Source organism: Rhodococcus jostii RHA1, from assembly GCF_000014565.1.
Classification (GTDB): Bacteria; Actinomycetota; Actinomycetes; order Mycobacteriales; family Mycobacteriaceae; genus Rhodococcus_F; species Rhodococcus_F jostii_A.
The window spans coordinates 147336-164232 of the sequence record NC_008271.1 but is presented as its reverse complement, the minus strand read 5'-3'; the positions used below and the strand labels follow the sequence as shown (position 1 = coordinate 164232).

The 16897-nt window shown below is 61.9% G+C and carries 12 protein-coding genes and 1 pseudogene; 5 read left to right on the top strand and 8 right to left on the bottom strand.

Features of this window, described 5'->3' with window-relative positions:
- Positions 1–30: 30 nt before the first annotated feature.
- The 5 genes from pgi to RHA1_RS43555 form a co-directional block, all read right to left on the bottom strand.
- Positions 31–1683, bottom strand: a complete 1653-nt coding sequence (gene pgi, locus RHA1_RS43575) for a glucose-6-phosphate isomerase (RefSeq protein WP_011600441.1) — start codon at positions 1681–1683, stop codon at positions 31–33.
- Positions 1684–1711: 28 nt separating this feature from the next.
- A complete protein-coding gene (gene fgd, locus RHA1_RS43570; protein ID WP_011600440.1) occupies positions 1712–2725 on the bottom strand; it encodes a glucose-6-phosphate dehydrogenase (coenzyme-F420) in 1014 nt (337 codons plus the stop codon).
- A 91-nt stretch (positions 2726–2816) separates the two neighbouring features.
- Positions 2817–3950 carry an MBL fold metallo-hydrolase gene (locus RHA1_RS43565; RefSeq protein WP_011600439.1) on the bottom strand — a complete coding sequence of 378 codons (1134 nt, stop codon included), beginning with the start codon at positions 3948–3950 and terminating at the stop codon, positions 2817–2819.
- A 125-nt stretch (positions 3951–4075) separates the two neighbouring features.
- Entirely contained in the window at positions 4076–4966 is an 891-nt protein-coding gene (locus RHA1_RS43560; protein WP_011600438.1) for a TIGR03619 family F420-dependent LLM class oxidoreductase, read from the bottom strand.
- Positions 4967–5005: 39 nt separating this feature from the next.
- Positions 5006–5842 (bottom strand): cupin domain-containing protein, encoded by an 837-nt coding sequence (locus RHA1_RS43555; protein ID WP_050787713.1) that lies wholly within the window; start codon positions 5840–5842, stop codon positions 5006–5008.
- A gap of 223 nt (positions 5843–6065) precedes the next feature.
- On the opposite strand from RHA1_RS43555, the gene RHA1_RS43550 reads away from it, so the two are divergent.
- The 5 genes from RHA1_RS43550 (at position 6066) to RHA1_RS48720 (ending at position 10349) form a co-directional block, all read left to right on the top strand.
- Positions 6066–6971: an SDR family NAD(P)-dependent oxidoreductase gene (locus tag RHA1_RS43550; RefSeq protein WP_011600436.1), complete on the top strand. Its 906-nt coding sequence runs from the start codon at positions 6066–6068 to the stop codon at positions 6969–6971.
- 264 nt (positions 6972–7235) lie between these two features.
- A complete protein-coding gene (locus tag RHA1_RS43545) occupies positions 7236–8108 on the top strand; it encodes an alpha/beta hydrolase (protein ID WP_167541035.1) in 873 nt (290 codons plus the stop codon).
- Entirely contained in the window at positions 8105–8410 is a 306-nt protein-coding gene (locus RHA1_RS43540) for a YciI family protein (RefSeq protein ID WP_011600434.1), read from the top strand. Before RHA1_RS43545 ends, RHA1_RS43540 begins: the two co-directional genes overlap by 4 nt.
- Positions 8411–8437: 27 nt before the next feature.
- Positions 8438–9994, top strand: coding sequence for an AMP-binding protein (locus RHA1_RS43535; RefSeq protein WP_011600433.1), 1557 nt, complete (start codon positions 8438–8440; stop codon positions 9992–9994).
- A gap of 28 nt (positions 9995–10022) precedes the next feature.
- Positions 10023–10349 (top strand): WhiB family transcriptional regulator, encoded by a 327-nt coding sequence (locus tag RHA1_RS48720; protein ID WP_011600432.1) that lies wholly within the window; start codon positions 10023–10025, stop codon positions 10347–10349.
- Positions 10350–10632: 283 nt separating this feature from the next.
- On the opposite strand, the pseudogene RHA1_RS43530 reads toward RHA1_RS48720, so the two are convergent.
- The 3 genes and pseudogenes from RHA1_RS43530 to RHA1_RS43515 form a co-directional block, all read right to left on the bottom strand.
- A pseudogene (locus tag RHA1_RS43530) lies at positions 10633–11778 on the bottom strand (IS3 family transposase).
- A 326-nt stretch (positions 11779–12104) separates the two neighbouring features.
- Positions 12105–13571 (bottom strand): ATP-dependent nuclease, encoded by a 1467-nt coding sequence (locus tag RHA1_RS45415; protein ID WP_011600428.1) that lies wholly within the window; start codon positions 13569–13571, stop codon positions 12105–12107.
- A gap of 214 nt (positions 13572–13785) precedes the next feature.
- The gene (locus RHA1_RS43515) at positions 13786–16896 is read right to left on the bottom strand and encodes a type I restriction endonuclease subunit R (RefSeq protein ID WP_050787710.1); all 3111 of its coding nucleotides are present in this window, start codon (positions 16894–16896) and stop codon (positions 13786–13788) included.
- Between the last annotated feature and the right edge of the window lies 1 nt (position 16897).

The window sequence follows — 16897 nt, the reverse complement described above, 5'->3', positions numbered from 1 at the left end:
ATCACCGTCGCCCCCTGCACGTGCTGGTTGTCAGGGGTGCCGGAGTCGTCTGTAGGTGCGGATCAGTGCATCTGTCGAGGTATCGCCCGTACAGGGGGCGGCCTCGCCGGCGACTGCGGGTGCGAGGGCGAGGGCCTGAACCTTGCCGAGTTCGACGCCCCACTGGTCGAACGAGTCGATGCCCCACACGACGCCTTGCACAAATACCTGGTGCTCGTAGAGGGCGATGAGCTGACCGAGAGTCGAGGGAGTGAGCCTGGGGGCGAGGATCGTCGTCGACGGCCGGTTGCCGGGCATTACTTTGTGGGGGATGAGGTCGGCCGAAGCGCTCTCCGCGGCGATCTCCTTTCGGGTCTTCCCAAACGCCAGGACCTTGGACTGCGCGAAGAAGTTGGCCATGAGCAGGTCGTGCATGCTTCCGGTGCCGCTCATCGTCGGTAGATCGTCGGTGGACTGCGCGAAGCCGATGAAGTCCGCTGGAACCAGGCGCGTGCCCTGGTGCAGCAGCTGGAAGAAGGCATGTTGGCCATTGGTGCCGGGTTCGCCCCAGAAGATTTCACCGGTATCACACCGCACAGGGGAGCCGTCGGTGTGTACGGATTTGCCGTTGGATTCCATCGTGAGCTGCTGCAAGTAGGCGGGGAAGCGGACGAGGTCGTTGCTGTATGGGAGGACTGCGCGGGACTGGGCGCCGCGGAAGCTCGAATACCAGACGCCGAGCATGCCCAGCAACAGCGGCGCATTGGATTCGGGCGGTGCGGTGCGGAAGTGCTCGTCGATCGTATGGAATCCATCCAGTAGTTCAGTGAAGCGTTCTCTGCCGATTGCTGCCATGACGGATAGGCCGATTGCGGAGCCGACCGAGTAGCGGCCACCGACCCAGTCCCAGAACCCGAAGATGTTCTCCGGGGCGATCCCGAACTCGGCGACGGGTTGTGCGTTCGTGGACACCGCCACGAAGTGCTTTGTTACTGCGTCTTCGCCGAGCGCAGAGACTAGCCAGCGCCGCGCCGCCGTTGCGTTAGTCAGCGTCTCCAATGTAGAGAACGTCTTCGACGTCACGATGAACAACGTGGCTGCGGGGTCCAGTCCCCGCAGGTTGTCTGTCAGATCCGCCGGATCGAGGTTCGACACGAACCGCAGCGAGATTCCCGCGTCCGCGTAATGGCGCAGCGCGCGGTACACCATGACCGGGCCGAGGTCCGAGCCACCGATACCGATGTTGACGACTGTGGTGATCTTCTTCCCCGTCGCACCACGCCACCGGCCGTCGCGCAGCCGCTCGGTGAAAACGCCCATCTTTTCCAGGGTTTCGTGGACGTCGGTGACGATGTCCTGCCCGTCGACGGACAGAGATGCATCCCGAGGCAGTCGCAACGCGGTGTGCAGCACGGCGCGATTCTCGGTGGTGTTGATGTGCTCGCCATGCAGCATCGCGTCACGATTGCCTTCGACGTCGACCGACCGGGCCAGGTCGAGCAGCAGTTCGCGGGTGCGGCGGGTGATCAGGTGTTTGCTGTAGTCGATGTGTAGATCACCCGCCGTGACGGTGAATTCGTCGACTCGATCGGGGTCCGATGCGAACAGCGCCCTCAGGTGACTCCGGTCGATCTCTTCACTGTGCTCTGAGAGGCGCAGCCACGGTGTGGTTTCGGTGAGCAATTGCGCTGTTGTTGCGGTCATGCTTTATCTCCTCGTCTGCTCGTGCCTGTCAGCCCAGGGCACGCAGGCGCGGCGCCAGGTCGCGGTCGAATAACTCGAGGAAGCGTTTCTGGTCGTGACCCGGGGCATGGAACACCAGGTGGTTCAAACCCGCATCGATATACTGCTTCACTTGGGCGACTGCGTCGTCGGGGTCCGAGGAGACGATCCACCGCTTGGCGACCTGCTCAATCGGCAGTGCGTCCGCCGCCGCCTCCATCTCAATCGGATCCTCGATCGAGTGCTTCTGTTCCTGTGTGAGTGACAGGGGTGCCCAGAACCGCGTGTTCTCCAGCGCTGCTTCAGGATCGGTGTCGTAGGAGATCTTGATCTCGATCATCTTGTCGATCGAGGTCACGTCCCGCTCTGCTTTGGTTGCGCCCTCCGAGACGGCCGGCATGAGCTTGTCTGTGTACAGTTCCATGCCTTTACCCGAGGTGCAGATGAACCCGTCACCTGCCCGGCCCGCGTACCGTGCGACGACGGGCCCGCCGGCCGCGATGTACACGGGGATGCCGCACTCGGGGACGTCGTAGATCGACGCGCCCGTCGTGGAGTAGTACTCGCCCTTGAAATCGGTGCGCTCACCCGTCCACAGGTCTCGCATCAACTGCACCGACTCCCGTAGGCGCGCGTAGCGCTCCCTGAACTCCGGCCACTGACCTGTGTACCCGGTCGCGATCTCGTTCAAAGCCTCACCGGTACCGGCGCCGAGCATTATCCGTCCCGGATATAGGCAGCCCATTGTCGCGAACGCCTGAGCGATTACCGCCGGGTTGTATCGAAATGTCGGGGTGAGTACCGAGGTACCCAGCTGCAGGCGTTTCGTGCGTTCACCGACCGCCGTCATCCAGGACAAAGAAAACGGTGCGTGCCCACCGTTGTGGCGCCACGGCTGGAAATGGTCCGACACCGTCGCAGAATCCATCCCGTGCTTCTCGGCGAGCACGGCGAGTTCCACTAGTTCGCGTGGTCCGAACTGTTCTGCAGATGCCTTGTACCCGAGCTTTAACTGCTGTGTCATTCGTCGTTCCTCGTCATCGGTTTGTGGAGTGTCCGCAGCCGCCCCTGCGTGCGGCGCCCGTTCGTCACTGGACAATGCTGGGGGAGGGAGATCAGCTGTGGGGCCCCACGCCGTGGGCAGTCAGATCTCGACCTGCGACAACCGGCCCTGCGTATGTGCTCGAGACCCGGGAAACCCATTCGTCATCGGTGACCAGTCGTGGATCTCCCGGTGCAAGGTGGTTCAGGACGACCTTCTTCGCTCCGGCCTCCGTTGCGACCCGGCCGACGTCGTCCGGGGAAGTGTGGGTTTGGCGGTGGTGTTCGAGGACGTCCTCGGGGAATCCGTTGCGCTTGTAATAGTCGATGTCGATGGCTTCGTGGACGAGAATGTCGGTCCCGGTTGCGAGTCGGGCGACGTTCGACGAACGCGCGGTGTCTCCGGAGAAGGTCACGGAACCGTTGTCGGTATCGAAGCGGTACGCGAAACCAGGGAGCGCTGCTCCGTGTGGCACCAGAATGCCGGTGACACGCACTCGGTCGTCCTCGAAGACGGGGAACGGGTCCATGTCGGGTGCGGGATTGTCGGCGGACATGCGCACCGAGTCCGGGATCACGACGTCTCGTCCGACGACGACCTTCTGGTAGTCGACGGGTTTCGCGGCTTCGGCGTTGCGGACGTCGATTTCATGCGCCCACGCGGCGAGTACACCCTGCAGCATTCCCTGCATGCCGGAGACTTCGGCGTGCGGCGCGCCGGCGATGTGGCCCGGACCGAAGATGGGGGTGGGAGTTTCTGGTGCTCCCGCCATGTAGTTGCCGACGTTCAGTAGAAAGATGGTGAACAGATCGGCGAGGTGGTCGCTGTGCATGTGTGTGACGAAGACACCGCCGAGCGATTTTGCGCCGATTCCGGCCTGTGCCATCCGGCGGTATGCCGACGAGCCAGCGTCCACCAGGTACGGTCGGCCGCCGACGGTCACCGCGCTGGAGACTCCGGTGCGTCCCGGGTGGGCGGTCGGCCCCCCACCGGTACCGAGTAGGAGCAACGTCGTGTTGTAACCCTCCGTGTCGCCCGTGAGTTCGACCGCGTCTGCGGGAACTGCACCATCAGCCGGGCTGGCCGGTGCGACGGAAGGCGCACACCCCGTCAGGGCGACGGTTCCGCCCAGTGCACCCGCTGCCTGGAGGAAACGTCTTCTGGGAAGGGCGGCAAGGAGGGGCGAACCGGACAGTCCATCAAACATATGCGCTCCTGGGATGAGGGTGTCGGGGACAAAGAAGTGGGGGAGATGCCTCCCCGTGGCGGTGCCGATTTCTGGATATGGCGAACGTCCCGCGCATTCGCACGGGACGCTGCGTGCCCGGATTGCTACAGACCGAGTTCGTCGGCCAGGGCGTTCAGCGGTGCCAGGTCGCCCGTGATGCCGGGGAACGGAGGACCGTCGTTGCCCTGCCACGGGGTCACGATGACCCGTCGAACCCCGCGCGCTCGCATATTGCGCAGTTCGGTGACTGTCGGCGGGTGTAGCACGATGACGGAAATGTCGAAGTCGTCGGTCGGCAGTCCGGCGGAGCGACGCAGTGCCAGGAGTTCGTCGACGATCTCGTGCACGGTGTCCGCGGACTTCGCGCCGCCGATCCAACCGTCGGCGAGTGCCGCGCACCGGGCGAGGGCCTTCGGTCCCTGGCCGCCGAGGTGGATCGGCGGGTGCGGCGATTGCAAGGGGGTGGGGCCGAACAGCATCGGGGGAATCTCGAAATGCTTGCCACTGAACTGGAACGGTTCACCGGCGAGCAACCCGGTGATTACCGTGACGAATTCCTCCAGCCTGGATCCCCGGGTCCTCCAGTCCCGTCCCATGGCCTCGTACTCCTCACGCATCCAGCCCAGGCCGGCGCCGAGTTCGATTCGGCCACCGGAGAGGTGGTCGAGCGTCGAGATCTCACGGGCGGTGAGCAGTGGGTCGCGAAGCGGCAGACAGACAATGCTCGTACCCAGCCGGATCGTGGACGTGGCCGCTGCGATGTGACTCAGCGCGATCAGCGGTTCGACAAGCGGTGAACCGGGTTCGAAGTTCACTGCCTTTCCCGGGTAGGCCGCAGACACGTCACTCAGCGGTGTGATCACGTGCTCGCCGAGCCAGACCGACTCGAAACCCAACTCTTCAGCGGTCTGTGCTGCTGCGCCGAGCGAACCTACGTGAACGGGAACCAGATTGATCCCGATCTTCGGAAGCCCGAGTCCCTGTTCGTTTTCCATGGCGGCCACCTCTTCCTGCGATTTCGGTGTATAGGGGCGTCAGCGGCTGCCGTAGATGGCGCGGAACGCTGGATCATCTGTCACGATCTTGTACGTGCCGACCTCTGGGTTGATCGGCCAGCCCGGATCCGACTCGTAGTAGGTGGAGGTCTCACCCTGGACCAGGATGCGTCCGCCGATGTCGAAGAAGAGGCCGTCCTCTGTGCCGAAGTTGGCGTAGCTGTATGGGGTCCGGGCACGGACCAACATCAGGTCGTACGGCTCGAGAAGGCACTTGCGCCCGGCGAGAGAGAACTCGACCTCGCCCGAGAACTGCACGAACAGCAGGTCCCGCGGGATGCCGTGCCATGGGCTCGCCTGATTCGTGGGAATCCTGACGGTGTGCCCGAGCAGACTCCGCAGCGGGGTGTGCGGGGCGGACAACCGGTGATGTCCGTATTCCATCGCATGGGGGAGAATGGCCGACCGGAATTGCCGTCGGTAGTCCATCCACGGCAGGAGGTGAGGGCCGGAGAGTGCCGAGGCATCGTCCTCCTCGGCGGTGGTCGTCACGGAGACGAAGAGTGCGGACTCGAAATCGTGGTTGGCACACGAATGGGGGAGACCGTTGGGCACCGTCAGAACGTCACGCGGCCCGACGACGATCCGTTCCTCTCCGATGCGGAACTCCAATTCACCCTTGACCCCGACATAGACCACGCTGGCGTCGGATGTGCGCTCCGGGACGGACTGGGATGAGGGCAGCTGGACCATGTGCGCCGTGAACGTCTCGCCGACCAGTTCGGGATAGTGGGCTCGGTGCAGACCCCACTTCTCGGCGTCAGGGAGATCCCAATTCGCTTCCCGGCGTGTCTCTCGCCAGGAGAGGTGAGTCACCGGGAATGAATTCGATTCGGCCATGGCCTATGAGCCCCATTTCTGTGTTGTGCCACTCGCAGCATTGCGTGCGTTGCTGCCGCCCGAAGAGGCACCAATACGCATACCGTATTCTGGATACAGTTTGTGGTCAAGCCCACATTACCAGTGCTCACCGGGTGTAGCGTCGGCCGTGGTGAGCGGTGCGCTACCAATTCGGAAGCCGTGCGGGAGCGGCTTCCGGGTGTTCGGGCGAGTGGTATTGCTCTGCAATCTGCAGGTACGTGGCCCACTCGTCGAACGCCCGGCGCCTGAAGGATCGCCGACCTCGACCGACCAACGGAGGATTTCAGTCTTGTCGCCAAATGCAACAATCGAATTTGACTTCAGTGGATGCACGGTTCTCGTCTCCGGGGGCACGAGCAATCTTGGCTATGTATTCGCCTCCGCGTTTGCGCGGGCGGGCGCCTCGGTGGGTGTGTTGGGTGGGTCGAATGCCGCGGCTCTCGAAAAGGCGGTCGACGACCTGAGGGATACCGGGGTGCCTGTGTCCGGACAGCTTGCGGATCTGGCGGACGCCGTGGCTCTGGAAGGTGCGGTGTCGCGCATCGTCGCGGAGCTCGGGCCTATCGACGTCCTCGTCAACAATGCCGGTGTTCGTTCTCATCATCTTCCTCAGGATCTCGAACTGGAGGAGTGGGATCACACGGTTGCGGTCAACCTGCGGGCTCCGTATCTGCTGGCGAGGCAGCTGATGCCTTCGATGATGGAGCGTGGTTTCGGCAGAGTCATCAACGTTTCCGGGCTCAACGTGTGGTGGGCGTCTCCGGAGACGACGCACGTCGGTGCTTCGAAAGCTGGTCTCCTCGGTCTGACCACCTCGTTGGCCGCGCAGGGTGCGAGCCGCGGAGTCACGGTGAACTCGATCGTTCCGGGTTTCGTCGACACCCCGTCCTCCCGGGCAACCGCCGGCACCGGGCGGGACGAGATCGTTCGACGGCTCGTCCCGATGGGGCGCGCAGCACGGATGGAAGAGATTGTGGACACGGGCCTGTTCCTGGCGTCCGATTCCGCCTCGTACATCACCGGCCAAACCTTGACTGTCAGTGGCGGAGCGTCCCCCATGGTCGCGTTCGGCGGTGGTGAGTGAGCAGTTGCTCGGCGAACCGCCTGTGCAGCGTTTTCGATCGAGTCCGCCATGTACGCAATCGGTATTCGGTATACGATATGTTCACCCTGACGGATAGTGCTCGGCCGGATCGGCCGCCGAACGAGGTGTCACACCCAATGTGACTCATCGCGAAATCCGGTGCTGCGGATACGTCCTGGGCGCCAGGTCAGCCCGAGAGAAGTCTCCGACACGTTCGGAGTTGTGAGAGGAGTCGTTGTGCAGGTCAAGCCGGAAGATGTCGCTGTGACTGAGGTCGAATTCTACAGTGACGGAACACGAATCGCAGCCGAGTTGTTCCTTCCTCCCGGATTGGGTGTGCCCGCGCCGGCAGTTGTCGTCGCCCACGGTTTCGGTGGTATCAAGGCCTTCTTCGTGGCCGACATCGCCAGGGCCATCGCGGCGGCCGGTTTCGCATGCGTGACCTTCGATTACCGCGGTTTCGGCGAGAGCGACGGGCCCCGTAATCGACTTCATCCGCTCGAGCAGGTGGAGGACGCCCTCGCTGCCGCTGCATACCTGCGGACCCGTGATGAGGTCGATCCAGAACGTGTCGGCGTCTACGGCACGAGCTTCGGTGGAGGTATCGCGATCGCTGCTGCGGCACTCGATCCGAAGATGCGTGCGGCGGTGTGTGCGGTTGGTATTTCGGACTGCGGACACTGGCTCCGTTCTCTTCGTCGCAACTGGGAGTGGATCGAATTCCAGCACCTCCTCGAGAAGGACCGTCGGAACCGACTGCTCACGGGCGTGTCCGAGGTCGTCGAACCGGAAGTCATCATGGTCCGCGACCCCGAATCGGAGAAGCACGAGCAGTACCTGCGTGAGAACTGGCCCGATCGTGCCTTCCAGCTCGATCTCGCCTCGGCGGATGCGATCATGGCATTCCGGTCCGTCGACTACGCGAAGCGGCTCGGCGACAAGGCACTGCTCCTCGTCGGCGTCGACGAGGACGGATTGACATCGTACGACTACACCGTCGAACTCTATGAGGCAGCCACCGGGCCCAAGAAGCTCATCGAGCTGTCCGGCATGACGCACCACGATATCTACCAGCCCCAGGAGCGGGACGGCCTGATGGCCAAGGTCGTTGAGTTCCTGAAGGAACACGTCGCATGACACAGGAGGGTGGCACGGAAGGAACATTCCTCGTCGAATACCTCTATGTGCCCGAGATCGAGCGGCGTCGCGAGGAGATCCGACAGGACCACAGGGCCTATCTCGACGACAGCTTCGAGACGGGCACGCTCCGATTCGCGGGAGCAGTTCGGGATCCGGTGGACCGGGGCGTGCTCCTCGTCGAGGCCGACTCGCGGGGAAAGGCCATGCAATGGGCAACCGCAGATCCCGTGGTACGCGCCGGACTCGTGCGGGCGATACACGTCCATGAAATCGGAGTTGCATACCCCCGCCACTTCTGAATTGCCCACGACGCGAGGAGCGGTCATATGACTCTGAGCAATTTCGCGGTTCTGACACCGACCCAGTATCTGGATCGCGCAGCGGTTACCGTCGCGCACCGCAATGCCATCATCGATGGTGACCTGACCTTCACCTATCGGGAATTCGCCGAACGCTCGAACAGGCTCACGGGCGTGCTCGCGGCTCGGGGGATAGGCGTGGGCGACCGCGTGGCCGTGTTGTGCACGAACAGCCACATCATGCTCGAACTGCATAACGCGGTGCCCCTGCGAGGTGCGGTCCTGGTCCCACTCAACATTCGACTGTCCGAACCCGAACTCGACTACATTCTGGAGCATTCAGGTGCGACATTGCTGGTCGCCACTCATGAGTTCGCAGACATAGCCGGATCGCTTGCCGCAAGACGAAACATCCCGCTGCTGCAGGCGGACGGGAGTGACAGTGCCTACGAGACGGAACTCGTGTCCGCGGAGCCGGCCAGAGTCGAGTCCGACGACGATAGGACGCTTCTGGCGATCAACTACACGAGCGGCACCACCGGTCGCCCCAAAGGCGTGATGTACCACCATCGCGGCGCCTACTTGCAGGCACTCGCGATGACCTACCACATGGGTCTGGGACCCGGCTCACGCTACCTGTGGACCCTGCCGATGTTCCACTGCAACGGATGGTGCTTCCCCTGGGCCGTCACGGCTGCCGGTGGAACACACGTCTGTCTCCGGGCCGTCGACCCCAGCGAGATCTGGAGACACATCCGAGAAGGTGCCACCCACTTCAGTGCGGCTCCAACGGTCCTGTCGATGATCGCCGAACATGCGGCGGCGGCCGACGGTCCCACGGCGAATCCGGTCAAGGTGTCGACCGGTGGCGCACCACCGTCTCCGACACTCCTCCGGAGGATGGTGAAGCTGAATATGCAGATCACCCATCTGTACGGAATGACCGAGACGTTCGGGCCGGCGATCATCAACCTGTGGCAACCCGAGTGGGATTCACTCGGTGATCAGGCCGCAGCCGAGAAGCAGGCCCGCCAGGGTGTCCCCAACGTCATCACGGGCGGCGCCCGGGTGGTGGATTCAGCCGGGAAGGACGTCGAGCCCGACGGGCAAGCGATCGGCGAGCTCATCATCGAGGGCAACAACATCATGTTGGGCTACTACCGCGACGATGCCGCGACTGCCGCGGCCAACGTCGACGGATGGCTGCGCACCGGCGATCTGGCAGTCATGCATGCCGACGGCTACGTGGAGATCCGTGACCGTCTCAAGGACGTGATCATCTCCGGTGGAGAGAATATCGCCTCGGTGGAGGTCGAGCGTGTTCTCGACAGCCATCCAGCTGTCGTGGAAAGTGCGGTGGTGGGGATCCCCCACGACCGGTGGGGGGAGGTGCCAATTGCATTCGTCACGGTCCGCCCCGGAACGGAGGTCCACGAAGAGGAGTTGGTTGAGTTCGCACGTCAACACCTGGCACGCTTCAAGGTGCCTAAGAAGATCATCTTCGCAAACTTACCCCGGACGTCCACAGGCAAGATTCAAAAGAATGTCCTTCGGAATGCCACTGTGGACGTGATCGGGCAGTGATCTCTGCATCGTCACCGTTTGCCGGTAGGTGAACGGTCGGACACATCAGGAAAGGTTGCAGTTGCCTGCAAAACTTCTAAAACTGCCTCCGCCGATCGTCGAATCGTGGGAATGGCAACGGCACGCCGCATGTCGCTCGGTCGACACCTCACTTTTCTACTACCTCGACAACGAGCGCGGTGATCCACGGGACTGGCGTCTACGTCACGCCAAACGCGTGTGTAGAAAGTGCCCGGTGAAGGAAGCTTGTTTGCGGCACGCTCTAGAGGCGAATGAGACCCATGGTGTGTGGGGCGGCTTGTCCGAAGAAGAACGCAGACAGCTCAGGCGTTCGTCCGGGCAACAGGTCACTTGAGGCATGGCAATGGGGCGGTCGAGGGAATCGTCGTCTCAGATGGACGAGTTACCTCCGCCCACCGGCGCTTTCGGGCACGCGCGCCCCCTGCGCGGATCACGACTATCGGCGAAGCGGAGAGTCCTCAGGCGTCCGCCCGGCGTACGTGGTGACGTCACGTGGTGCACAGCACTCCTGACTGCGGAGGATCAGAAGACCACTGCATGGACCCGACCTGGACCTGGACCCGGAAACTCCCAGGCGGGACTGCCCCCGCCCTGGTTGACACACGGGGTGTGCAGTTTCAGGCCGCGTGTACGGTGTGATGGAGCGTCTCATATTCGACGGGTGTCAGTCGACCGAGACCGCGTTGCCGGCGCCGCCGGTGGTAGGTCTTCTCGATCCACTCGACGATCGCCAACCGTAGTTCCTCACGGCTGCTCCAGTGGCGCCGGTCGAGGACGTTGCGTTGCAGCAACGCGAAGAACGATTCCATCGCGGCATTGTCACCACATGCCCCCACCTTCCCCATTGATCCTTGTAAACCATTGCGGTCCAGCAATTCTACGAAGATTCCGGAACGGAACTGGCTGCCGCGATCGGAATGTACGACGGTGCCGTCCGGGTTGCGGAGCGCAATGGCATTTCGCAGCGCCGCACACGCCAGGTCCGCGGTCATCCGGTCGGCGATCGAATAGCCGACGATCTTCGGTGGAGAAGCAGTCCTTGATCGCGCAGAGGTAGAGCTTGCCCTCATCGGTCCAGTGCTCGGTGATGTCGGTCAACCACAACCGGTCGGGCTGCTTCGCGGTGAACTGCCGCCTGACCAGGTCGTCATGGACCGGTGGCCCGGATCGACGAGCAAGGCCGCGCTTCTTCGCGACCACCGAGAAGATCCGCTGCTGCGAACACAGCCGGTGGACGCGGTTCTCGCCGGCGACGATGCCGTGGGTGGGTAGTTCGTCGGCGATGAAGCGGTATCCGAACTCCGGGTCGCCGGCGTGGATATCGAGTGCGGCGTTGATCAGATGGGCATCGTCCCAGTCCCGTCGGGACACGGGATCGGTGTTCCACTTGTAGAACGCTTGCCGGGAGAATCCCAGCACCCGGCAGGTCACCGCGACGGCGACACCGTCGGCGGCAAGTTCACGGACCAGCGGGAACATCATTTTGGGTTGACATCGCGCGATAGGTAGGCCACCGCCCGGCGCATCACCTCCGTTTCCTGTTCGAGCAGCCGGATACGTTTGCGGGCCTCGCGGAGCTCGTCGGATTCGTCTCGTGTGAGGCCGGGTCGGGTGCCGTTCTCGATGTCGGCCTTGCGCAGCCAGTTCTTCAGACAGGTCTCGGAGATCCCGAAATCCTTCGCGATCTGCTCCAGCGGGGCTTCGCGTTTGCGGGCCACGGCGACGACGTCGCGGCGGAACTCCTCCGGGTACGGCTTCGGCATGTCGATCATCCTTCCACCGTGAGGGCGGATCCCTCACAGGTCAGGTGTCAACCAGAGCCGGGGCAGTCCCGGCCGCCGTGCAGCTCACTTCTGAAACTGACAGCGCCGTTCTCCGGTGTACCGGTATGTCCTAGGCCAAAACGAACCCTGGTGGCCGCAGATCGTCGCTCAGCCCGTTTTCACCTCCTCGGTGGCCAAATCCCACAGACGTCAATCAGCGGAGCGGTGTGGGCGTGAACTTTTGCGACCGCTCGTTCTTACGTCTGTAGGGCGGCAGTCGCAGGCACCGGCATTGACAATCTGAGGTGAAGGCCGGTAACCAAATTCTACCGGCGGTCGCCTAGCGTCTTGGTCAGGAAGTTGGTGAGCTCATCAAACTCGCTGGGCTCACGTGCGGCAACGTAAGCCATGCAGGATTCAGTGGCAATGACGTTCGCTTCCACTGACGCGTGGCGAGCAATCGCCAATGAGAAGTCATGATGATCGTCAATCGACGCAAGCACCTCGTCCAAGTCAAGTCGATAACGTTCATCGAAGTGTGATGCTACGGCCGGGTCGCCAAAGACGAGTCGCTCTGGCGGAATTGTCCCAGGAAGACGCGAAATATATTCGCCCTTGAGATTCATGTCCCCGTCGGTAATTCCAACAGCCCGCAGACCTGCGTCGCGGAGCAACTCAACCGCTTTTGGAATCTCCTGTCCTCCTCCAATTGTGATGAAGTTGCATCCACCAAGCAGGTCCGCATTGCAGATTCTAAGGATCTCTGTAGCGAAACATTTCGCGAACTGATCTTCCACACAAATCGTGCTTCCGTTACTGGATCGATCTTCGCTTTGCAGATAAGAGTCGATCTGATACGTACTCAGGCCAGTGGTCGCAGTCAGGCCGCCCTCGCGATCTCGTCGAAGATAGATCACTGACTTTCGGTTCAGTTGACTTAGAATAGCGCTGCTGTGCGTGGTCATAACTATTTGATGACCCCGTCTGCTGCAAACGTCTACAAGATAGCGCGCCAATCTCCGTTGCGCGTCACCGTGCAAGGAGGTCTCAGGTTCCTCTAGAACGAAGAGGCTTTGCAGCGGAGCGGACTCCATTGCAGTGACCATGTACACGACCCGGCCTTCTCCGAAACCCATATGGTTCTCGGAGTAGCGCTTACCCCTCCTGACAGCCATAGCTAACTGCATAGTTCGATCCTTGTGGGATACTTCAGTAAAGTCAAGATTCTCGTATGGAAGTGAGAGAATCTTTGCGATGTTTTCGGAAGCCTCTTCTGACAATTCGGTCGAGACACCAAGCGTCAGTTCATGTGCACCGTAGACCGAGAAATCCCGGCGTTCTACCTTTGGGATAAATTGCGTAAATCCTACATAATAACATGCGCGCTCAGGTTGTCTTTTATATCCCGACCATTGACTTTCCTTCCGGCTAACAGTGACCTTCTGCGCTTCCGCGCCGCGTTCCACGCAATATGAGAATACAACTTTCGCAATCGTTGAGAATGGCTCTGGATCGGCTGCAGAAATTGGGAAGAAATCTTTGACATAGTAGCGACTTAGGGCAGCCGTGCTCGCCTTTTTGTACCCACAGCTCATCAGCTGTGCGATGGTGCTTTTTCCGGTGCCATTTAATCCGGAGATAGCGGTTATGGGAGATTTGAGATCAAGTTCCAAGTGTTGAATTCCGCGAAATCCACTTATCTCAATGGACTGTAGAATTGGCCCGAAGTTGGAATACCGATTTGACGTATCATACTTTCCGGCTAAACTTTTGACGTTCTTTTCGTGGCCCATAATTCCCTTTGGCTAGATACTGTGGAAGGTTCGCGCTACTATTCTTTGCATCGAAAATATGCGTATCCCTACGCTCTACGTTTCACGTCACCCGCGAAACCTGAGTGAAGGATCACGGGGCTCGCCGTGACGAGCGGCTCTCGGGTCAGGGTGCCCCGCGGGCTCGCAGGTCGGCTGCGAGCTGAACTGCTCGTCGGCGTTCATTGCCAGAACGTTATGTGCTCGCATTCTCCTCAGAGACGACCTGGTAGAACCACTTGGCGATGTCGGAGATCAGGTGGGAGCGGCCGGGGGCGTTGGTGAAGAAGTAGTCGCTCATCTTCTCGTGCGCCCCCTGGTTGTCGGCCACTGCGCCGGTCACCGCGTCGTCGAAGTCTGGCGACTCGACGAACTGCTTGGTGGAGTTCACCGTCGCCTGTTGCACGAGCGAATCGTTGTCGAGCAGGGTCCGCAGCAGCGACTCAAGAAACGAGACCTTCTGAGACTGGGTGAAGTCTTCGGACCCGAATAGGTCGTTGAGGCGGTCGAGGACCTGCCGGAAGGCGACCATCTTCGGGTCACGCTTCTCTCCAGAACCGGCCGCTGTCACACCGGTAAGCCCGACTCTGGCACCGAGGCTGATATCGCTCTTGCCCTGGTCGACCTGCTTGACACGCTGCAGGACAACGTCGGACAAATCGATTGGTGCGGTGTAGTTGTCGGGCTGGATGACCCTGTCGAGATGGCGCAGATAGATCTGCTTCTTCTCCAATTCCGGGTCGCCGTAGTCGACGATCTGGGACATGAAGTCATAGAGCCGCACGAACGAACCGACATCCTTGCGGAACATGTCCAGTTCAGCGAGTGCCGCCTTGTCGCCCTCACCCCCGTTGTGGATCAAGGCCGCTTGGTAGCGCTCGGCAAAACGCTTCTTGCCCGGGTCTACAGCGGCTGCGAGAGCGCTGTGGCCTCTGCCCTTGACGAACCCCTCCGCGCACTGGTCGACCTCGGCTTGGGCGTAGATCGCGGCGGTGTCGAGCTTCGCCGCGAGATCGTGCACCAGGTTCGGGTCGGTTTCGGTTTCGAGGAACGCGTCCGTGAAGTACGGCTCGAACGCCTCCCGGATCACCGTTGGCTCGTTGACGAAATCCACGACCTGGGTCATCGCCGCGGACTTCAAGACTCCCGACGGAGTGCGGTAGGTCCGGTTGAGCCGCGAAAGGGTCTGCACTGCGGTGACCCCGGACAGGATCCGGTCGACGTACATCGCGCACAGCAGGGGCTGGTCGAACCCGGTCTGGAACTTGTTGGCGACGATCATCACCCTGTACGCATCACCGGTGAATGCGGTCCGCAGATCGTGAACCCCAGGGTTCATGGTGGCCTCGGTGAAGTCCTTGGGGCCGGACTCTGGGTCTTGGACGGCGCCGGAAAACGCGACCAGGGTGCCGTAGCCGTAGCCCTTCTTCGCGATGAAGTCATCGATCGCGAGTTTGTAGCGAACGGCGGCTTTGCGGGAGTCGGTGACGACCATCGCTTTCGCGTGCCCATCGAGTAGGTGCGCGACGTTGGCACGGAAGTGTTCGACGATGATCGCGGCCTTCTGGGCGATCGTCTGCGGGTTTAGCTTTACCCAGCGCATGACCTCTTTGGTGGCCTGCGACTGGTCCACCTCGTCTTCGCTGGTCGCGTTCTGCCCGATCTGGAACGCCAGCTTGAAAGAGTGATAACCGGTCAGCACGTCGAGGATGTACCCCTCCTCGATGGCCTGCTTCATCGTGTACACGTGGAACGGCACCGGCTTCCCACCAGCCGCGGGGGCCCGCCCGAACAGCTCCAGGGTCTTGCCCTTCGGGGTGGCGGTGAACGCGAAGAAGGAGATGTTCGCTGACGCCGCACGCTCGCTGGCCTCCGCCGCGAGCACCGCCTCGACATCGACATCAGCGCCATCCTCGATGTCTTGCAGCTCCTCTGCGGTCAGGACGGCCTTCAACTTGCTGGCGACCTGCCCGGACTGCGACGAGTGTGCCTCGTCCGCGATCACGGCGAACGTCTTTCCCTTGAGGCCCTTGTTCTTGCGGATCTCCTCCATCGCGAACGGGAACGTCTGGATGGTGACGACGATGATCAGCTTGCCGTCGGTCAGTGACTTCGCGAGCAGCCCCGACTTCGAGCCGCCGGCCCTCGCAGCCTCATCCCGGTCGATCGCAACGACGATGCCCTGATCGTTGTCGATCTGCTTGATCGCGTCCTGCAGCTGCGCATCGAGGACGTTGCGGTCGGTCACTACGATCACAGAGTCGAAGACTTTCGTGTTCTCAACCTGCAGCCGCGCCATCCGGTGCGCGGTCCACGCTATCGAGTCCGTCTTCCCGGAACCGGCGGAGTGCTGGATCAGGTACCGCTTACCGACGCCCTCGGCGGTGACCGCAGCGGTGAGCTCGGAGACTGCCTCCCACTGATGGAACCTCGGGAACCGCAGCGTCGACGACTTGCTGGTCTTGCCACTGATGGGATCCGTGCTGGACTCGTGCTTGATGTACATCAGCCGGCCGAGGATGTTCAGCCAGGCATCCCGCTGCAGCACCTGCTCCCACAGATACGAGGTCCTCGACCCGTTCGGATTCAGCGGGTTCCCGGCACCGCCGTCCTCGCTGCCTCGGTTAAATGGCAGGAAATGCGTCTTGTCCCCGGCGAGCTTGGTGGTCATCCACACCTCGTCGTTGGACAACGCGAAATGCACCAGCGCCCGGGCACCGGACACGAACAGCGGCTGGGCCTTCCCTGTCGCGGGGTCCTTTGGCAGTCGCGACGTGCGGTACTGGCTGATTGCATCCGTGACAGTCTGGGTGAAGTCGGTCTTCAGCTCCGCGGTGGCGACAGGGAGCCCGTTGACGAAGAAGACCAGGTCGACCGAGCGGTTGTCGGCGGTGGAGAAGTGCACCTGCCGCATCACTCGCAGCCGCACCGCCGCGTACTCACCGTTCCGCTTCACATTCAGCGTCGACTCCGGCCGGAACACGCACATCTGGAACTTCGCAGACAGATGCGAGAACCCTTTCCGCAGAAGGTTCAGCGTGCCACCGCCGTTCTCCAACGGAGTGTCTAAAATCTTTACAATGCGATCAAGCAGCTGATCTTGCTGCTTGGCGACATCAGCCGAGCCGGACTTGACGACCTTGTCCAATTGCTCCGGCTGGGTGTCGGCGAGCCAGCCGGCAACGTCCTCGGGGAACAGCGCTCGCTCACGGTCGTAGCCGGTGTCATCCCGGGAGTACAGCCATCCATGGGCGTGCAGGTATTCGGCAATTTCTTTCTCGAACTCGATCTCGTTGTGCTGCGCCACT

Coding starts and splice junctions, on each gene's coding strand:
- RHA1_RS45415 (WP_011600428.1), bottom strand. CDS start 13,571: ATGGGCCACGAAAAGAACGTCAAAAGTTTAGCCGGAAAGTATGATACG.
- RHA1_RS43535 (WP_011600433.1), top strand. CDS start 8,438: ATGACTCTGAGCAATTTCGCGGTTCTGACACCGACCCAGTATCTGGAT.
- RHA1_RS43540 (WP_011600434.1), top strand. CDS start 8,105: ATGACACAGGAGGGTGGCACGGAAGGAACATTCCTCGTCGAATACCTC.
- RHA1_RS43565 (WP_011600439.1), bottom strand. CDS start 3,950: ATGTTTGATGGACTGTCCGGTTCGCCCCTCCTTGCCGCCCTTCCCAGA.
- fgd (WP_011600440.1), bottom strand. CDS start 2,725: ATGACACAGCAGTTAAAGCTCGGGTACAAGGCATCTGCAGAACAGTTC.
- pgi (WP_011600441.1), bottom strand. CDS start 1,683: ATGACCGCAACAACAGCGCAATTGCTCACCGAAACCACACCGTGGCTG.
- RHA1_RS43560 (WP_011600438.1), bottom strand. CDS start 4,966: ATGGAAAACGAACAGGGACTCGGGCTTCCGAAGATCGGGATCAATCTG.